Annotated in this window: 15 protein-coding genes; 11 read left to right on the top strand and 4 right to left on the bottom strand. The window is 56.4% G+C overall.

Features of this window, described 5'->3' with window-relative positions; translation table 11 throughout:
• Positions 1–833 precede the first annotated feature (833 nt).
• From AC1DJO_RS24155 to AC1DJO_RS24135, 5 genes are all read left to right on the top strand, one after another.
• Positions 834–1,559, top strand: coding sequence for a Crp/Fnr family transcriptional regulator (locus AC1DJO_RS24155; RefSeq protein ID WP_442208316.1), 726 nt, complete (start codon positions 834–836; stop codon positions 1,557–1,559).
• A 78-nt stretch (positions 1,560–1,637) separates the two neighbouring features.
• The gene (locus AC1DJO_RS24150; protein ID WP_112386830.1) at positions 1,638–1,865 is read left to right on the top strand and encodes a DUF6894 family protein; all 228 of its coding nucleotides are present in this window, start codon (positions 1,638–1,640) and stop codon (positions 1,863–1,865) included.
• Positions 1,866–2,286: 421 nt separating this feature from the next.
• The gene (locus AC1DJO_RS24145) at positions 2,287–2,724 is read left to right on the top strand and encodes a DUF2231 domain-containing protein (protein WP_112386829.1); all 438 of its coding nucleotides are present in this window, start codon (positions 2,287–2,289) and stop codon (positions 2,722–2,724) included.
• Positions 2,725–2,758: 34 nt separating this feature from the next.
• Positions 2,759–4,063: a PQQ-dependent sugar dehydrogenase gene (locus AC1DJO_RS24140; protein WP_442208358.1), complete on the top strand. Its 1,305-nt coding sequence runs from the start codon at positions 2,759–2,761 to the stop codon at positions 4,061–4,063.
• Positions 4,064–4,183: 120 nt separating this feature from the next.
• Complete coding sequence (locus tag AC1DJO_RS24135) at positions 4,184–5,368, top strand: low temperature requirement protein A (RefSeq protein WP_310300502.1); 1,185 nt, start codon at positions 4,184–4,186, stop codon at positions 5,366–5,368.
• A gap of 694 nt (positions 5,369–6,062) precedes the next feature.
• Here AC1DJO_RS24135 and AC1DJO_RS24130 read toward each other — a convergent pair.
• The 4 genes from AC1DJO_RS24130 to AC1DJO_RS24115 all read right to left on the bottom strand — a co-directional run bounded on the left by AC1DJO_RS24130 (position 6,063) and on the right by AC1DJO_RS24115 (position 10,625).
• Positions 6,063–7,262, bottom strand: a complete 1,200-nt coding sequence (locus AC1DJO_RS24130; protein WP_112386826.1) for a mandelate racemase/muconate lactonizing enzyme family protein — start codon at positions 7,260–7,262, stop codon at positions 6,063–6,065.
• A 17-nt stretch (positions 7,263–7,279) separates the two neighbouring features.
• Positions 7,280–8,641: a mandelate racemase/muconate lactonizing enzyme family protein gene (locus tag AC1DJO_RS24125; RefSeq protein ID WP_112446056.1), complete on the bottom strand. Its 1,362-nt coding sequence runs from the start codon at positions 8,639–8,641 to the stop codon at positions 7,280–7,282.
• Positions 8,642–8,705: 64 nt separating this feature from the next.
• A complete protein-coding gene (locus AC1DJO_RS24120; protein ID WP_112386824.1) occupies positions 8,706–9,872 on the bottom strand; it encodes a mandelate racemase/muconate lactonizing enzyme family protein in 1,167 nt (388 codons plus the stop codon).
• Positions 9,873–9,914: 42 nt separating this feature from the next.
• On the bottom strand, positions 9,915–10,625 hold the full coding sequence (locus AC1DJO_RS24115) for a GntR family transcriptional regulator (protein ID WP_112386891.1): 711 nt from the start codon (positions 10,623–10,625) through the stop codon (positions 9,915–9,917).
• Between the two features lie 203 nt (positions 10,626–10,828).
• Between AC1DJO_RS24115 and AC1DJO_RS24110 the strand changes: the two genes are divergently transcribed.
• The 6 genes from AC1DJO_RS24110 to AC1DJO_RS24085 all read left to right on the top strand — a co-directional run bounded on the left by AC1DJO_RS24110 (position 10,829) and on the right by AC1DJO_RS24085 (position 17,301).
• The gene (locus tag AC1DJO_RS24110; RefSeq protein ID WP_112386823.1) at positions 10,829–12,307 is read left to right on the top strand and encodes an ABC transporter substrate-binding protein; all 1,479 of its coding nucleotides are present in this window, start codon (positions 10,829–10,831) and stop codon (positions 12,305–12,307) included.
• 75 nt (positions 12,308–12,382) lie between these two features.
• Positions 12,383–13,342, top strand: a complete 960-nt coding sequence (locus AC1DJO_RS24105; RefSeq protein ID WP_112386822.1) for a carbohydrate ABC transporter permease — start codon at positions 12,383–12,385, stop codon at positions 13,340–13,342.
• Positions 13,339–14,229, top strand: a complete 891-nt coding sequence (locus AC1DJO_RS24100; protein WP_112386821.1) for a carbohydrate ABC transporter permease — start codon at positions 13,339–13,341, stop codon at positions 14,227–14,229. Before AC1DJO_RS24105 ends, AC1DJO_RS24100 begins: the two co-directional genes overlap by 4 nt.
• 10 nt (positions 14,230–14,239) lie before the next feature.
• Positions 14,240–15,337 (top strand): ABC transporter ATP-binding protein, encoded by a 1,098-nt coding sequence (locus tag AC1DJO_RS24095; protein WP_112540859.1) that lies wholly within the window; start codon positions 14,240–14,242, stop codon positions 15,335–15,337.
• Positions 15,338–15,367: 30 nt separating this feature from the next.
• Entirely contained in the window at positions 15,368–16,531 is a 1,164-nt protein-coding gene (locus AC1DJO_RS24090) for a mandelate racemase/muconate lactonizing enzyme family protein (RefSeq protein WP_112386819.1), read from the top strand.
• 23 nt (positions 16,532–16,554) lie between these two features.
• Entirely contained in the window at positions 16,555–17,301 is a 747-nt protein-coding gene (locus AC1DJO_RS24085) for a ribonuclease activity regulator RraA (protein WP_112386818.1), read from the top strand.
• The last annotated feature ends 223 nt before the right edge of the window (positions 17,302–17,524 follow it).

The raw sequence follows: 17,524 nt of genomic DNA, 5'->3' as shown, positions 1-17,524 counted from the left end.
CCAAGGTATGGCGAGCGTGTTTGGATATGCCAATCTCAGCTATCCGGCCCTCGCCTCCACATTGTCACCAGATCCTAGTGTCGGCGGCCGAAAAGATCGCGGCAGTTCTTGAGTAAGACATCCCGCGGCGGCCTGCAGTACGATGCCTTCCTTGCTAGCGCTGGAGCGTTCGGCACTTCCTGCAATCAATGGGGAGCACGCTGATCGTCTTTCGAAATGCTTGGCTTGTAACGGTCGCGGCTACTTCCGCTGCGACTGCTGGCCGGGTGACTGCATCTGCGATAGGCGGTACACAATCGCACGACAGAGTAAAAGGGACATCGTTTTGGCAACAAAACGCTGTCGATCCTGAAGCCGCTGATGGACTGCGCGGAGGAAGCCGGATGGATCTCTGAACACCGGATCAAGGGCATACTTTAACCGCAGCGATGTCCCCCGGCGTGTCAAGGGTATTATCGTGACGCTGGCATAAGGAAATTACGATGATCGAAATTTGCCGATAGTCCACCTTCTTCGCGTTGGGCGGAGATTGCAACGCCGCGAAACTGGAACATTTGTCGCAGCCTGCTGTTTACTCGTTGAATATCTGCTGTGTTCAAGCAGAACAGTGGAAATATTAGGATGTTCGTTGATTGCGAAGCACGTCAGATGCAACCCGTATCGATCGCCGCCGGAAAAGACAGTCGGACCTCGCTGGTTGCGCCATCGCGCTCTTAAAGGTCAACGGGCCGTTTTCCGGGTCACTGGCGGAAGAAGCGGTGGCTTTTTGAGACAATGCGTCTTGCTAACATTAAGCCGCGTTCGTTCGTCGATAACGCCTTGAGGAGTTTGAATTGACCTTTCGCCAGGACGAAGTCGGCAACCGGATGCTCGCCGCATTGATGCCCGCGGACTTCACGCTTCTGCAACCGTATCTTGAGAAGGTTAAGCTGCCTGCACATTTCGAGATCGCCCGGCCGCGCAGCAGACTTGAGTATCTTTACTTTCCGGAGTCGGGCATCGGCGCGGTGATGACCGTTTCACCGAATGACAGGTCGGCGGAGGCAGGGATGTTCGGATCGGAAGGTTTTGTTCCAACTTCGACGATCATCGGCGATGACATCGTCCCCTACTTGATTGAGATGCATGTTGCTGGCCTGGGTTACCGTGTTCCAATCAAAGTAATGCGGGAGTTGACGGCAAGGAGTTCCTCACTGCAGATCCCGTTCATCAAGTACATGCATGTGTTCGCAACACAGGTCGCCTATACGGCGCTCGCAAATGCCCGCTATAGGATCGAGCAGCGCCTAGCGAGGTGGATCTTGATGTGTCACGACCGTCTCCGCTCAGACGAACTCGATATCACGCACGAATATATCGCTTTCATGCTTGGGACACGTCGCCCAAGTGTGACGACGGCGTTGCACGTGCTTGAGGGCGAGCGGCTGATCCGCTCAAATCGTGGCTTGATCATTGTCCTCGATCGGAAAGGCTTGGAGGAATTCGCTGCTGGATCCTATGGTATCCCTGAACAGGAATTCGAAAGGCTGATCGGCCGCGCGCATAGGGAAACCGAATAATACTCGGAACAATCTGAAGCGCACATCATTCGGAAAAGAGATATTTCCAAGAAAAGACACTGACCCGCGGAGCAGAACATGCGCTATTTTTTTAATATTCGAGATGGCGAAACATTTATTGCAGATCCGGAAGGTAGTGACCTCGGTTCGCTTGAAGCCGCGATCGATGAGGCAAAAGCAAATGCGCGGGAAATGATTGCCGAGCGCTTGAGGACCGGTGCCGCCCTTCGAGACCAGGTGTTTGAATTGACGAATGAGTCAGGTGACATTGTTGCCCGCATTGACTTCAAAGATGTTCTGCATTGATCGGTACCGCTTAAACACCGGATGGATCAGTTCTTAAATCGACCTCGCGAGGCCACAGAGCGGCTTCCCGTTCAATGGCAGTGCGTTTGCGCGGTGATGAGGCCCCGGCACATTGCTCCGTGGAACCTATCATCGGATAGTAGCAAATTGCGGCCGATCGCCAAGATCTTATTGCACCTTGAAAAATGACTTCTCGCAGCACGCGCTGCGGCCAGTGAACTATAAATTTTGCCTGATAAAGAAATGTCTGGCTTGGTTTGCGTCCTGTGAGATCCGGGCTGTAACATCCCCCACGCGAAACAGCGTGTCTATGTGGCCGTAGCTAACTTGCGTGCTGGCTTCTCGGTTCGATGACGGGCGGGAACAATTGCGACCGGTGGTGGTTTGTGAAGAACGCGAAGACGTTCCTCAGGATAGACCCATGATCCCCGTAGAAGCCTCCATCCCCATCTACAAACCATCCCTTCGCTCAATCCCGCTTCATTTTTCAGCGGCGTGCTTCATTGGTGCGTTGTTCACTGACACTGCGTATTGGCAGACGGCAGAAATGACCTGGGCGAATTTCTCTGCATGGCTTCTGGCAGCCGGGCTGGTCACCGGCGGTGTTGCCCTCCTTGCCGGTCTTGTTGATCTCGCGCGTGGTCGGTTTCGCTTCGCCGGGCTCGCCTCAGCGCTCTACGTTCTTGGTGGCATCGCGATTTTCGCTATTTCATTTGTAAACGCGCTGATCCATAGCCGCGATGCCTGGACGTCGGTCGTTCCCCTCGGTCTAGCTTTGTCGATCGTGGCGTTTGTGCTCATCGTGGTGGTTTCGATTTGCGGCTCCATCACCGAGCGGCGGTTCGCCAGAGGATATTGATATGATGGCGCGCCAACGTTCCCGCCTTTTTGTTATGGCAACACTTTTCGCCTCGACTGCCCTTTTGGTTTCCGCCTGCAGCGACAATGAGCCCGATCCAAACGCAGAGATCGGGCCAGATCCAAAGCTTCCCGATCAATCCCAATATCTGATTCCGCCAATGCATATAGCCAAGGTCGTAGGATGGAAGGACGGCAAAGTGCCGACTGTCGCGAGCGGTCTTGAAGTAAAGGCGCTTGCCTCCGGATTACAGCATCCGCGCTCAGTGTATACGTTGCCCAACGGTGATATATTGGCGGTGGAGTCAGTGGCGCCTCCCGAGGTGTCAGCGAAGCGTCCAAAAGACTTGATCATGGGTATAGTTCAGTCGTTCGCGACTGGAGGAACCGGAAGCAGCGGCAAAAGCAACCGCATCACGCTGCTGAGAGACGCCGATGGCGATGGGACGGCCGAAATTCAAGACGTTTTCCTCGATCATTTGAACTCGCCCTTCGGCGTAGTTCTTGTCGGAAACGATCTATATGTCGCCAATACCGACGCGGTTGTGCGCTATGCCTATACGCCGGGCGAGACAAAAATTACCGAGCCTGGCACGGTACTAACAGATCTTCCTGGAGGGCCAATCGACCATCACTGGACAAAAAGCATGACGGCGAGCGCGGACGGTTCGCTGCTTTACGTGGGTGTCGGCTCAAACAGTAACATTACGGAAAACGGCATCCAGGCGGAGAAAGACCGGGCAGCGATCTGGGAAATCGATCGGCAGACGGGAATGCACCGCGTTTTCGCAAGCGGTTTGCGCAATCCAAATGGGCTGAGCATCGAACCGCAGACAAAGGCTCTCTGGACGGTGGTCAACGAGCGTGACGAGCTCGGACCAAACTTGGTGCCTGATTACATGACTTCCGTCAGAGAGGGCGGCTTTTATGGCTGGCCCTACAGTTACTACGGCCAGCACGTCGATCCGCGCGTCATGCCGCAACGGCCTGACCTCGTCGCCAAAGCGATTGTCCCCGATTATGCGCTCAGTTCCCACGTCGCCCCACTCGGCATGGCGTTTTCTAACGGCACGAGCTTGCCTGAAGAATATCGAAGCGGCGCCTTTGTCGGCGAGCATGGCAGCTGGAACCGCAATGCGTTCAACGGCTACAAGGTGATATTCGTGCCATTTTCAGAGGGAAGGCCCAGTGGCGCGCCGAAGGATGTGGTGTCCGGGTTCTTGAACGATCAGGAACAGGCGCAAGGCCGGCCGGTCGGCGTGACGCTCGATAAAACCGGCGCTTTACTCATTGCCGACGATGTCGGAAACAAGGTGTGGCGAGTGACGGCCAAGCCTTGAAGCGCGTCACTGGTTTGCGAGGGCAAGAGTTGCCCACATTGGCGTTTCGCTGCGACCAAAGGAGAACCACATAACAATGAGGGCCGCTGGCAACGCTAACCCTGGTCGATGGACATCTCAATGAAGGCGAGAAAATCTGGCCGGGCCTGGCTCCGTGACAAGGACGCGGAAAAGTCGAAAGCAAGCTTCCCAGAGCTGTTTTTCGATCTCGTCTTTGTATTCGGGCTGATCCAGTTGTCCCACACTCTTGCGGAGGATTTCACCTCAGCGACCGCAGGAGAAGCCCTACTGCTCATCCTGGCGATCTGGTGGCTTTGGATCAATACGACCTGGGTCACAAACCTTCTAAATACCGACAGCGAGCCTGTCCGCTTACTTTTGTTCGCGCTCATGTTTGCGGGTATTCTCTTGGCTATCGCCCTTCCTGAAGCTTTCGGTGACCATCCTCTGCCATTTGCCGTCATTTACGTTGGCATGCAGATCGGAAGGTCACTTTTTGCATGGTTCGCATTTCGCCGTCATGATCCCAAGTCGGCTTCCACCTTCCTTCGCATCACCGTTTGGGCATGCGCTGCCGGAACGCTCTGGATCGGAGGCGGGCTGGCTTCATTCGAATGGCGGCTGTCCATCTGGAGCATTGCTCTGGGGCTGGAATATAGTGCGCCATTGTTGCGGTTTCGCTTTCCAGGCCTGGGAGGATCCGAAAAGGAAACGCTGCACCTGAACGGTGAGCACCTTGCTGAGCGCTGCGCTTTGTTCGTCATTATCTGCCTCGGCGAGACCATTTTGACAACCGGGCGTAACGCTGCCGAACACATGGGCACAGATTTAACTTTTTTGGTATTTTGTGGGGCCTTTCTAACCACAGTCGCCATGTGGTGGATTTATTTTCACCAGGGCCAAGAAGAGGCCGCGGAAAAGGCCGAGGTGACATCCAAGCCGGAAGCTGTGGCGCACAATCTTTTCACCTACGGTCATCTGCCGATCGTCGCCGGCATCATATTGACAGCGGTTGGCGAAGACTTTGCGCTCTCGCACCCTCACGAGCAAGCTGACCTGAGGGCCACTGCAGCAATCGCCGGGGGGCCATTCCTGTTCCTATGTGGAAACATTTGGCTAAAACTGGCCGCGGCGGAGCGGATACCGTTTTCGCATGCCGCAGGCCTCGTTGGACTTCTGGCAATCGCAATCGCTACGCCGCTGCTGCCGCTCTACGGTATGAACATCGCCGCCACGGCGGCACTGCTCGCCACAGGCGCTTGGGAGTATGCTGCGCTTCGCCGGCCATCTGCGCAATCGGCATAAAAACCGCCTCGCGCTGCGCAACACCCGTGCGATGAGCAAAGAGATCCGTGGCGTTAGAGCGGAAGCCGCGATCGCTTGTCCGCGGGCTTGGTGACTTCCGGTGGGCAGGCTCCCGAGCGTCGGTAGGGCAATGGCTGCCACAATGGCGCGATGAAATTGCGGCACCTTGCAATGGGGCAGGATCTTGTTCAACCTTGCATTTTAAATCCCGCAAAAGTGGTTCTGCGCTCAGAACTAACTGTATGTCCCGCAAGCTAAGGTCATCTTCTGCAGGCCTTTAAGTCGCCCTTCAGGGCACGAAATAGCGCACTATAGTGCGGCTTGTGACAGTTGTTTGATTGCGTTTTTGGCTTTCCAGGTTTGAATTGACACTTTGACCATCAGACGTGGGCAGCAAAATCAACAAATGATGCAACAGCAGCCTAGAGCGACCTTACGCGCTCTCGCAAGACATATCGGGGACCACAGCAAGTCGGGCACTCAAGGACAGCCAGAGCTGAACGCGGAGATCATCGATCAAAACGCGCTGCTGAAAAGACTTGGTTATCGGCCCAGCACGTGCGATGTCCAACCTTCGCACGGGTCGATCGCAGTCAATGGCGTGGACGCCAACTTGCGCCCGCACTTCGTTTGAAGTTCTCCGCGATGGCGATCTCTTTGCTACGAAAGGAGCTTCCACGTCAGGCGAGGACGTTCAGGCGAAAAAATCCGCATCCTCTTCCATAAGATATTTCTTAGCACGCTCAGCATCTATATCGACGCCCAGGCCCGGAGCCTCTAACACGTCCACCATGCTGTCCTTTACGATCTTCGGCGGCAGGCCAATGACCAGATCCTCCCACCAGGCGTCGGAGGCGCTTGGATATTCGAATGCGACATAATTTGCCGGCAAGGTGGCGCAGACATTGATCAGCGCTCCTAGGCCCAAAAGGCCGTTGGCAGTGCCATGCGGCGCCATCAGGATCGAGTGCATGTACGCATGCTCGGCAACCCATTTGAGTTCGGCAATGCCGCCAATGTCAGCTGGATCCGGCCCGATGACGCGCACTGCCTGCGTCTCGATCAATTCCTTGAAATTGTGCCGCAGGTAAATTTGCTCACCGGTATGGATCGGTGTCGAGGTGGAGGTGGTCAGTTCGCGATAGGCCTGGGGATTGACCCAGGGAACATAGTCCCCGGTCAACATATCCTCGAGCCACATCAAATTGTACTTCTCCACCGCTCGCGCGAACTTAATCGCATCCGGCAGCATCCAGCCCGGCCCGCAGTCGAGCGCTAGACTGACCTTATCGCCCAGCACCTCCTTCATCGCGATCACGCAGTCGAGCATGTGGTTGAAGCCGCGCTCGCTGATTACGCCCTGATCCATTGCGCCGTGATAGCCAGCCTTCTTCTGCGTTACGCCGTAGTGGAAGCCCTCGATGCTGTCTTTCATATTCGAATGGAACGAGATCCCTTGCTTCACCATAAAGAAGTTCTGCGGCTGCTCCATCATCCATTTGACGTCGGCAGCGTAATCCTCCGGCCGATCGCCGGTGCGCTTCTGGCGGATAGAGCCATTGTAGACGCGCACCTTGTCGCGTACCTTGCCACCGAGCAGCTTGTAAACGGGGACGCTCGCCGCCTTGCCGGCAATATCCCACAACGCATGCTCTATTGCGCTGACCGCAGCCCCATATGGCTTGAAAGACCCGCGTTGGCGGATTTTCAGCATCACTCTTTCGACGTCGGTCGGGTCTTCGCCAATCAGCGCATCGCGGAAATGCAGCACAAACGGTTTTAGGTAGGACTTCGTGAATTCGACTTCGCCAAGCCCATAGAGGCCCTCATCCGTCACGACACGGACGATAGGATGTTTGCCGATAACGGCGCAGCGCAGATCGGTGATCTTCATCTTCGTTCCTCCTCGCTTCAGCTCCAGGTACGATCCCAGGAATACTCGTTGTCCCAGCGGTCGGTAGGCTCCCAAATCCCGGCAACGCCCGGCTGCAGATGACGTGAGATGACTTCATCGACGACGTCGTCTATCCCCAGGCCCGGCTTGTCCGGTACGGTGATGAAGCCATCTTTGACGAGAGGCTTTGGGAGGCCGGTGACGATGTCGTCCCACCAGTCGACATCGGCCGAATGATATTCGAGCGCCATGAAATTCTCGGTCGCGGTCGCAACATGGGCAGCCGCCATCGCGGCGATGGGGCTCTCCGCCATGTGGATTGCCATCGCGACACCGTATTCCTGTGCCATGTCGCCGATTTTCTTGGTTTCCAGTATCCCCCCACTGGTCAGCAGATCCGGATGGATAACGGAGACGCCGCCGCCGTCGAGAAGCGGCTTGAACCCCTCCTTCAGGTAGATGTCCTCGCCGGTACAGATCGGGACGGTGGTCGAATCCTGCAGCTGACGATATTGCTGCGCATATTGCCAGGGGATCACGTCTTCGAGCCAGGCCGGGACATATTTCTCGATCCGCCTGGCGAGGCGAATGCCGTTCTGCATCGAAATATGGCCAATATGGTCGATTGCCAGCGGGATATTCATGCCGATGACTTCACGAACTTCGGCGATGTACTTCTCAAGCAGGTCAAGGCCCTTGTCTGTAAAGTGGAGGCCGGTGAACGGGTGCTGAACGTTGTGCAGATCGTAGGCGGCATTGCGCAGACGGCGCTCATCCATGGTTTTCAGCGGCCCACGCACCGGGCTTTTGCGGTATCCCTCGAGCGATCCTGCGGGAAACACGACAGCTCCTGGCACATCAGCAATCTGCATCAGCCCGAGATCCATCTTCAGGAACGTGAAACCGAGTTCCATGCGCTGCTTCAGGCGCTTTCCGGTCTCCGTGCCGCTCGGCACGGTGGCGTCGGTATCGCAATAGACGCGCACCTGCTCGCGAAATCGTCCGCCAAGCATCTGGTAGACCGGAACGCCATAGGCCTTGCCGGCAAGATCCCACAAAGCAATTTCAACCGCCGACACGCCACCGCCCTGGCGCCCGTGTCCACCAAACTGCTTGATACGCCGGAACAGGCGATCGATGTCGCAGGGGTTCTCCCCCAGCAAGCGGCTTTTCAGCATAAGAGCGTAGGTCGCGCTAGCCCCGTCTCTAACCTCGCCGAACCCGACAATTCCCTGGTTCGTATAGATCTTGAGAAGCGCAGAGGTGAACGGGGCACCGTTGATCTCGGCGACCCGCATATCCGTGATGCGAAGTTCGGACGGTTTTGAATTCAAGTTTATCCGATTGAGCGCTTCTTCCGCTCCATCTACCTCTCGCATGATTTGATTCCTCGCTAGTCGATAGGGCTTGTCGCCGCACGGCCGACACAGCCGAAAACGTCGGTCAGTCCAATTCAATCTCGTGGTCTTGAAGGTAGTCGCGGTTCATCTCGACGCCGAGGCCCGGCTTTTGGGCAAGCCTGAGATTGCCGTTCGAGACATCCAGCGGCCGGTCGATAAGGTGATCATATTTGCCGAGGTTCCATTCCGACGTCTCAAGCTTGTAGAAGTTCGGGACGGTCATCATCACCTGCGCGCCCGCAACCACGTTGATCGGGCCGGCGGCGTCATGCGGGGAGACCGGGATATAATAGGCCTCGCACAGCGCCGAGATCTTTTTGAGCTCGGTAATGCCGCCGGTCCAGGTGACATCCGGCATGATGTAGTCGGCGAGCTTGTTTTCGAGCACGGGAACGAAGTCCCACTTGGTATGACCACGTTCCCCCCATGAAATTGCAGCATTTACCTTTTCCCGGACCTGTTTGAGCGCGTTTAGACTCTCGGGTGGGCAAGGCTCTTCGAACCAGTCGATCTGGCCTGCTTCTTCAAGGCTGCGGCAAAGACGGATGGCGGTTGGGACATCGAACCGGCCGTGGGCGTCAATGAGAATGTCGACGTCCGGGCCTGCTGTCTCGCGGATCAGTTCCGTCAGCTCGGCGGCTTCGCGTTCGTCCCTGCGGGTCATGCTGCCGTCGAGATAACCGTCCCGCTGTTCACGCGCGATTCCATCGGCACCGCGGCCTTGATGAGGGAACGGATCGAACTTCAGTCCTGTGTGGCCGGAATCGACAATATCCCGAATTTCGCGGATGACAGCCTCTTTGCTGGTGAATTTCGCCTGGTTGGGATGGGTATAGAGGGCGATCTCGTCGCGCACAGGCCCGCCAAGTAACTCGTAGATCGGCTTGCCGAGGACCTTGCCGCGGATATCCCACAGAGCGATGTCGATGGCGCTTACGCATTCGACCGCAGCACCCCTGCTGCCCATGTATGTGAAGCTGCGGAATATTTTGTGCCACAGATATTCGATACGGGCGGGATCTTCGCCTCTGAGAGCCTGACCGATCTGGCGAAGGATTGTGCAGAGCGCGCGATTGGCGAGCTTCGTCGTGGTTGTTATTTCGCCCCAGCCACTCACCCCCTCGTCTGTCGTTACCTCCACGAAAAGGAATTCTCCCCAGTAAGACGCATCGGACTTGATGAGCCACGGCCGTACGCTTGTGATTTTCATCTGGGCTACCTTTTGAACTGAGCAGATGTTTGCCGGCTTGTCCTATCCCGCGCGGGCCGCGCTACGTGCCCTCATATGTTCCAGGAGATGTCGGCCCGAACCCTCGACGTGGCGCGCAATGAGTTCGGCTGCCGCATCAGCATTTCCGGCCTTCACGAGCGCAATAAGTTCACGGTGTTCGCTGAGGATGGCTGCGCGCCGGGCGAGCGTGAAGTTGAAACGCCGGCCGACCGCCCTCAGAACTTCACGATGCTTCCACCAAAGCTCGGCGGCGTGACGGTTATAGTGTTTCTGATACATCACCGTGTGGAAAGCGGTATCCAGCTCACTATGCTTGAATGGGTCGCTGAAGTTGTTCTGCTCGATCAAATCCTGAATGCGCTCGAGTTCTGCGATGTCTTCCACGGTCGCCATGGTGACGAACCATCGCGTCAGTGCCGGCTCGATCAACACGCCAATCTCGTAGACATCCCGAACGAAGTCCTGATCGATAGGCCGCACACGCGCACCGCGGTTTGGCACGAAGGTAACGAAACCTTCGCCACGCAACAGCTGCAAGGCCTCGCGAACCGGATTGGTCGATGTGCCGTGGCGTCGGGCGAGATCGGTCGCAACCAGCCGCTCGTTTGCTGCAAGCCGACCCTCGATGATGTCATCTCTGATCAGTTTGTAGAGGGTGGCTCCCTCGCTCGATGCGCCATCTGCGTCGATGCCTTCGGGTGGCATGGCTCTGAACTCAGTCGTCTCGGTCAAAATGTTCCCCATGAATACTGTATTTTCCCAATTATCATGCAAATCTCAGCCAAACAATGTACGATTTTGTCGATTGACATACATTCCTTGATCTGAAAACGTATAATCTGCGTCATGGGATACACTGGCTTGAGGAGGTCAGTCCCACGAGCGTGGACCGCCTGCCCTGAGCAGAGCGGCTTGGGAGAACCTGGAGGATACCTATGACGAGGATTTCACTCGGAGGTGCCGTCCTGCGCAGCACCGTCTCGACTGCTATGCTGGTGTCTATGCTGTCTACTTCCGCTTTTGGCGCGTCGGTGGACCTGAGCAAGTGGTCACCGGACTACGTTCGTTCTATTGCTGGCACACAGGACTTCGATACCGCGGCCGATTGCAGCAAGGTTACGCCCCTGGACTACAAAGGACGTCTGACGTTCTGGTACCAGGGTATCTTCGAAGGCGATCCAGACTCGCTGCGGCAATATTACAAGGATTTCTTTGCGACCTTCCGCAAGACCTACCCGAATATTCAGCTCGAGGAACAGGGGCTGACTTACAACGACCTGCTCGATAAATTCCGCACCGCACTGCTCGGCAATGCCGCTCCGATGGCGGTTCGCCTGCAGATCCTGGGAGGCGTCGAGTTTGCTGCCAAGGGCTATCTTCAGCCTCTGAAGCCAGAGGATGTTGGTTATTCAACGGATGATTTCTGGCCTGGCGCCATGAAGGCCGTCAGCTGGGACGGTGTGCCCTACGGCATTCCGACCAATAACGAAACGATGGCCTTCATCTGGAATGCCGACATATTCAAAAGAGCTGGCCTCGACCCCGACAAGGCTCCAGCAACCTGGGACGATGTTGTCAAGTATTCCAAGCAGATCCACGACAAGCTTGGAATCTCGGGCTACGGCCTCGTGGCTCGCAAGAACGCCGGCAATACGCCTTACCGCTTTATGCCGCAGCTTTGGGCCTATGGCGGAGGTGTCTTTGACGAGGCATCCAAGGATCCGACCTACAAAGAGGTTGAACTTGCCAGCCCTCAAAGCAAGGCCGCATTGCAGGCTTCCTATGACATGTATGTTCGTGACAAATCCGTACCTGTCTCAGCTCTTACAAACCAGCAGGCAGACAATCAGCCGCTTTTCCTGGCTGGCCAGCTTGGTATGATGGTTTCTCATCCGTCTGACTACGACGTCATGCTGGATCTGCAAAAGAAGGCGACCGCTACGGATAAGGAGAAGGCGCAGACGGTCATCGACAATATGCGTTACGGACTCATTCCGACCGGCCCCGACGGCAAGCGTGCCGTTGTCTTTGGCGGTTCAAACATTCATATCCTCAAACCCGAATACGTGGAAGGAGGCAAGGTGGACGAACCAGCCGCGAAGGCTATCGTCTGCATGTGGTCCAGCCCTGAATGGTCCTTGAAGTTGGCCTATGTCGGCTCGAACCCAGGCAACCTCAACGGCTTCAAGACCAAGTGGATGAAGGACCGTCTGGACAAGATCAAATTCCTTGACGTCACCACATCGATGCTGCCGTTTGGCATTCCGTTCCCCGCACTACCGCAGTCTCCCGAGATCATGAACATCATCGTACCGGACATGCTGCAGAACGCTTTGACTGGTGCGATGACGGTCGACCAGGCAGCCGACGATGCCGCCAAGAAAGTTAAAGAAATAATGGACGGTGGGCTCTAGCCCAGATCCGACGATCTAACCGGCTGCTGAGATTCCCGCAGCCGGCTTTGTCTCAAAGGATGAGGGCCTAGCGTAGTGGCGATCTTGACTGGAAAGGCAGACGTTTCCCGGCCGCTTGAACAATACAGGCCCGGTTTGTTGCGAAAGATCTGGGACCATCGTGCTGACTACGCATACGTTCTGCCGTCGATCGCAGTGATGCTCATCGTGATAGCATACCCGATCTACTATACGATCGAGCTGTCTTTCTTTAACACGCCGCCCGGCCTACAGCTCAAAGACAAGATTTTCGTCGGCCTCGACAACTACACTGCCATCCTTAAAAGTTCGGTGTTTTGGACTGTGACCAAAAACACCCTCATCTGGACCCTCGGGTCAACTTTCATCTCCTTCGTTCTTGGGTTCGCCTGTGCTTTGGCGCTCCATCGTGACTTCGCCGGCCGTGCAATCCTGCGAGCCATCCTGATCATCCCCTGGGTTATCAGTGCAGTCGCCGCATCCTACATCTGGAAGTGGATCTACCATTCGGACTTTGGTGTGATCGGCGCGGTATTGGTCGGCGTAGGCCTTGCCGACCGGCCACCGAATTTCATCGACAGTGTCGATACGGTGCTGCCCTCGCTTATCGTCGTCAACATCTGGAGAGAGTTCCCGTTTGCCATGATCATGATGATGGCTGGCCTACAAACAGTGCCCGATCAACTGCTGCGTGCGGCGAAAGTTGACGGCGCCAATGCCTGGCAGCGGTTCTGGCACGTCACCTTCCCGCATGTCAGAAATGTCTCCACGGTAACGATCCTGCTCTTGGCGGTGGCCAACTTCAATTCCTTCATCATCCCATGGATCATGACGGGCGGGGGACCATCGAACGCATCGCACATCTGGATCACGCATATCTATGAACTCGCGTTCGGACGCCAGCGGTGGGGTGTGGCATCGGCCTACTCGGTCCTGCTGTTCTTGATACTGATGTCTTTCGGCTACTTCTATGTTCGCGCGCTAAGCGCCAATGGGCAAAAGGAAGGAAGCGAATGAGCACAATTCCCGGGACCGCGCAGACCAGGCAGGCACGCGGCCGCACAACCATCGACGGATGGCGGTGGGGCGGCCGGGTGTTCCTGCTCTTCATGCTGCTCTACACAGCTTTGCCGATGGTCTGGATGCTGCTGACATCAATCAAATCTGGTTTTGCCGCAATGCAGTTCCCGCCCCAATGGTGGCCGGACCAACCCACTCTTGCCAGCTACCAAAAGCTGCTTGATCCCCAAAACAGCGTCGGCCAAGACTTCCTGCGTTTCTTTTGGAATAGCCTCTTCGTGTCCACGGCGACTACAATAATGTCGGTTGTCGTGGCGGTACCGGCTGCTTACGCGTTTTCCCGCTTCACCTTCCCGGGACGGAACTTCCTGTTTTTCGCTGTCTTGCTTCGCAATATGTTCCCGGCAGTCATCTTCCTCGTGCCGCTGTTTATTCTCATGCGCGCATTAGGGCTGGTGAACACCCATGGGTCCCTCGTCCTGACCTACCTTACATTTGGCTTGCCGCTCGCAATCTGGCTCCTCAAAGGCTTCTACGACAATATTCCGATCCAACTGGAGCAGGCCGCACGCATTGACGGGGCGACCCGTTTCCAGGCCTTCGTGCTGATTGTCGTGCCACTCTCAACGCCTGGGATCATCGCTACAGCGATCTATTCGTTTATCGGCGCATGGAACGAATACATTTATGCCTACACGTTCCTGTCGAAGAATGAACAGTTGACCCTACCCGTTGGCATCCAGCGTTTCTTCTCGGAGAACACCACCGACTTTCCCGGTCTCATGGCGGCCAGCTTCATCATGAGCGTACCGGTCGTCGTCCTTTTTCTGCTTCTGCAACGATACTTCGTACGCGCCCTCACCGAAGGCGCAGTCAAGCATTAGGGAGTTGCTCGTGGCCCATGTGGTCCTCAAAGATCTGATCAAGAATTATGGCAGCTTCAATGCTGTGAAGAGCGTCACGCTGACTGTTAACGACGGCGAGTTCGTGGCACTCGTCGGCCCGTCAGGCTGCGGCAAGACGACAACGCTCAACTTGGTGGCGGGGCTGACGTCTGTGACGTCTGGCGATATTGTCATCGGCGACCGGGTGGTCAATGATCTCGACCCCAAGGACAGGGACATCGCGATGGTGTTCCAGAACTACGCTCTCTATCCTCAGAAGTCGGTCTATAAAAACCTGGCCTTCCCGCTGCAGATGCGCAAACTGCCAAAGGACGAGATCGACAGGAAAGTCAGGGAAGCTGCACGCGTCCTGGACATGACGCAGTTGCTGGAGCGCAAGCCGCGGGAGCTTTCGGGCGGCCAACAGCAGCGCGTGGCGCTCGGCCGCGCCCTCGTACGCGATCCGGCCGTGTTCCTGATGGACGAGCCGCTCTCCAATCTCGACGCCAAGCTCCGCGTGCAGATGCGTTCGGAGATCAAGCGTTTTCACCAAGATCTGAAAGCCACAATCATCTACGTGACGCACGATCAGCTTGAAGCGGTCACGATGGCCGACCGGATGGCGGTGATGAACGGTGGCTATCTGCAGCAATACGATACGCCGGCACAAGTCTTTGCCAATCCCGTGAACATGTTCGTGGCAAGCTTCGTCGGCAGTCCGGCGATGAGCCTCGTTCCGCTGGAAGCATCCACCGCAGGAGGCAATACGGTCTTGACCAGCGCGGAAGGTTGGCGACTGGAACTTTCGCCGGAGAATGCCAGGAAGGTCGCCAAAGCGGCATCCAAGAAGGTCGTGCTCGGTGCGCGTCATTCGACCATCAAACTGCATAAGACTGCGATCCCAGGAACTGTCCCCGCCAAAGCCTACACGGTTGAACCGACAGGAGACGTCACTTTCGTACAGGCCTTCCTGTCCGGCGCTATCGTCAATATCAGCGTGCCGCCAGCCGTTGTCGTCGCTCCAGATGAACCGATCTGGCTGGAGTTCGATCAGGAGCGGATCCACTTGTTCGACGGCGAAACAGAAATGGCTCTCAAGGCAGATTGAGATGACGCGCATGCGCAACACGAGGCGTCGATGACGACGAAACTTAAAATCACGGCGATCAAGCCATATCCGATCTGGGTCGGCATCCGCAATCAGATGCTGGTCAAAGTCGAAACAGATTGCGGGATCTTCGGGTGGGGCGAGAGCGGCTTAAGCGGACGAGAGCAAGCAGTTGCGGGCGCAATCGAACATTATCGCGAATTCCTGATCGGCCGCGATCCGATGCAGATAGGGCGGATATGGCAAGAGCTTTATCGCAGCCAGTATTTCGAAGGCGGGCGCGTTTTGCAGGCAGCGATTTCCGCGATCGATATTGCCCTCCATGACATCAAGGGTAAGGCGCTGGGCGTACCGGTCTACGACCTTCTGGGTGGCAAACAGCGCGAGCGCATACCGACCTTTGCCTCTACCGGCGATGAGGCGGAGGGCGATGCTGCGATTGACCGTGCGAGCGAGCTGCGCGAACAGGGTTGGCAGGCGATCCGCTTCTTTCCGGCCGGACAAAGCAACCGCGAGGTCTTCGAACCACGAGAGTCGATTGGCGCGACTGCGGCGGTGCTGAACAAGGCCCGCGAGGTTCTGGGCGACAACGTCGTCCTCGGCATCGACTATCATCACCGGCTATCGGTTGCGGAAGCTGCAAGCTTCTGCAGCAAGCTCGGGAGTGGCGTACTGGATTTTCTTGAGGAGCCAATCAGGGATGAGACCCCAAGCGCATATGAATCCTTACGCAAGATGACCAACATTCCATTTGCCATAGGGGAAGAGTTCGCCAGCAAATGGCAGTTTCTACCCTTCATCGAGCAAGATCTTCACCAGTTCAACCGGATCGACGTCTGCAATGTCGGCGGCCTTACCGAAGCTATGAAGGTCGCCGGTTGGAGTGAGGCGCATTATGTCGATCTGATGCCGCACAATCCGCTTGGTCCTGTATGCACGGCCGCGACGATCCATTTTGCGGCTGCTGTAGCCAACTTTGCTTGGTTGGAGACCAGAGCTCCTGAGACGAAACTTGGCTTTGATAACTCTGACTTCTTTCCCGTGCAGCCGAGGCTCGACGGGACCGACTACCCGGTCAACGCCCTGCCTGGGCTCGGCGTTGAGGTAAACGAGGATGCAATTGCGGCACAAAGCTTCCGCTTCTGGGAAGCCCCTCACCTCAGGCGCCGTGATGGTTCCGTCACCAACTGGTAATCCACTCAACATTGGAGCTTGTCATGACGCAGACGCCCGACATTACGCGACCGCCCAAGGAATTGATCGATGCATTAAAGGAGATTGGCGCGGCGACGATTGCCGGCACACTCGGGCATATGGGGTTTCGCTATCCGCACATGGTCGGTCCCACTTCACAGAGGCGAGGCAAGTCGATCGTCGGACCGGCACTGACGCTCCAGTTCATGCCCCAGCGGCCGGATCTCTTTAGCGAAGGAGAGTATGCTGATCCTGAAACGCAGCTGCATCGCCACGTCCTCTACCACGTCCAGGAAGGCGATGTCGTCGTCGTCGATGCACGTGGCGACATGAGCTCCGGCGTCTTCGGCGACATGATGTCGACCTATTTCAAAGGCCGCGGCGGTGCTGGCATCGTCATCGACGGATGCATGAGAGACAGGCCCAATGTCGAAAAGCTAGATCTTTCCCTGTGGCTTCGCGGCTGGACGCCAAATTATCACGTCCAGACGAGCATCTACCCTAACGCTGTCAATGTTCCGATTGCCTGTGGCGGTGTCACGGTAATTCCAGGTGACATCATCGTGGCTGATGATGACGGCGTGGTGGTGCTTCCCGTCGCGATGGCCCGCAAGGTTATCGAAGAATCGCAAACGCATCACGACTGGGAAGAATTTTCGCGGATGAAACTCATGCAGGGCGGATCTCTGCAACGCTATTATCCACTGCACGACGATGCCCGCAGTGAATACGAGGAATGGAGCAGGACCAATCCGCCTGGAAGAAGGTAGGCAATGGGCGGGACGGGTATCCAATGATCTGTGTGATACCTGTGCGATCTCCAAGAAACGAGATATGGGCTTTTTTTATAACTCGATGTCTAGCCTGGTGAACCGAGACCTCCAAAGGCGCAGATCTCTATTCGCTGGTCTGCGAAACGATCGTATTTTTCGGCTTGTTGACTGATCTGCGGGTGAACAGTACCTTACGAGGCAGGTCGTTAGGCTTGTCCTC

The organism is Rhizobium sp. 05N430 (assembly GCF_056396985.1).
The sequence above is the reverse complement of the archived record's forward strand: the minus strand, read 5'-3'. Positions and strand labels throughout refer to the sequence as shown.

Coding starts and splice junctions, on each gene's coding strand:
- AC1DJO_RS24150 (WP_112386830.1), top strand. CDS start 1,638: ATGCGCTATTTTTTTAATATTCGAGATGGCGAAACATTTATTGCAGAT.
- AC1DJO_RS24135 (WP_310300502.1), top strand. CDS start 4,184: ATGAAGGCGAGAAAATCTGGCCGGGCCTGGCTCCGTGACAAGGACGCG.
- AC1DJO_RS24130 (WP_112386826.1), bottom strand. CDS start 7,262: ATGAAGATCACCGATCTGCGCTGCGCCGTTATCGGCAAACATCCTATC.
- AC1DJO_RS24140 (WP_442208358.1), top strand. CDS start 2,759: ATGGCAACACTTTTCGCCTCGACTGCCCTTTTGGTTTCCGCCTGCAGC.
- AC1DJO_RS24110 (WP_112386823.1), top strand. CDS start 10,829: ATGACGAGGATTTCACTCGGAGGTGCCGTCCTGCGCAGCACCGTCTCG.
- AC1DJO_RS24120 (WP_112386824.1), bottom strand. CDS start 9,872: ATGAAAATCACAAGCGTACGGCCGTGGCTCATCAAGTCCGATGCGTCT.
- AC1DJO_RS24145 (WP_112386829.1), top strand. CDS start 2,287: ATGATCCCCGTAGAAGCCTCCATCCCCATCTACAAACCATCCCTTCGC.
- AC1DJO_RS24090 (WP_112386819.1), top strand. CDS start 15,368: ATGACGACGAAACTTAAAATCACGGCGATCAAGCCATATCCGATCTGG.
- AC1DJO_RS24125 (WP_112446056.1), bottom strand. CDS start 8,641: ATGCGAGAGGTAGATGGAGCGGAAGAAGCGCTCAATCGGATAAACTTG.
- AC1DJO_RS24100 (WP_112386821.1), top strand. CDS start 13,339: ATGAGCACAATTCCCGGGACCGCGCAGACCAGGCAGGCACGCGGCCGC.
- AC1DJO_RS24085 (WP_112386818.1), top strand. CDS start 16,555: ATGACGCAGACGCCCGACATTACGCGACCGCCCAAGGAATTGATCGAT.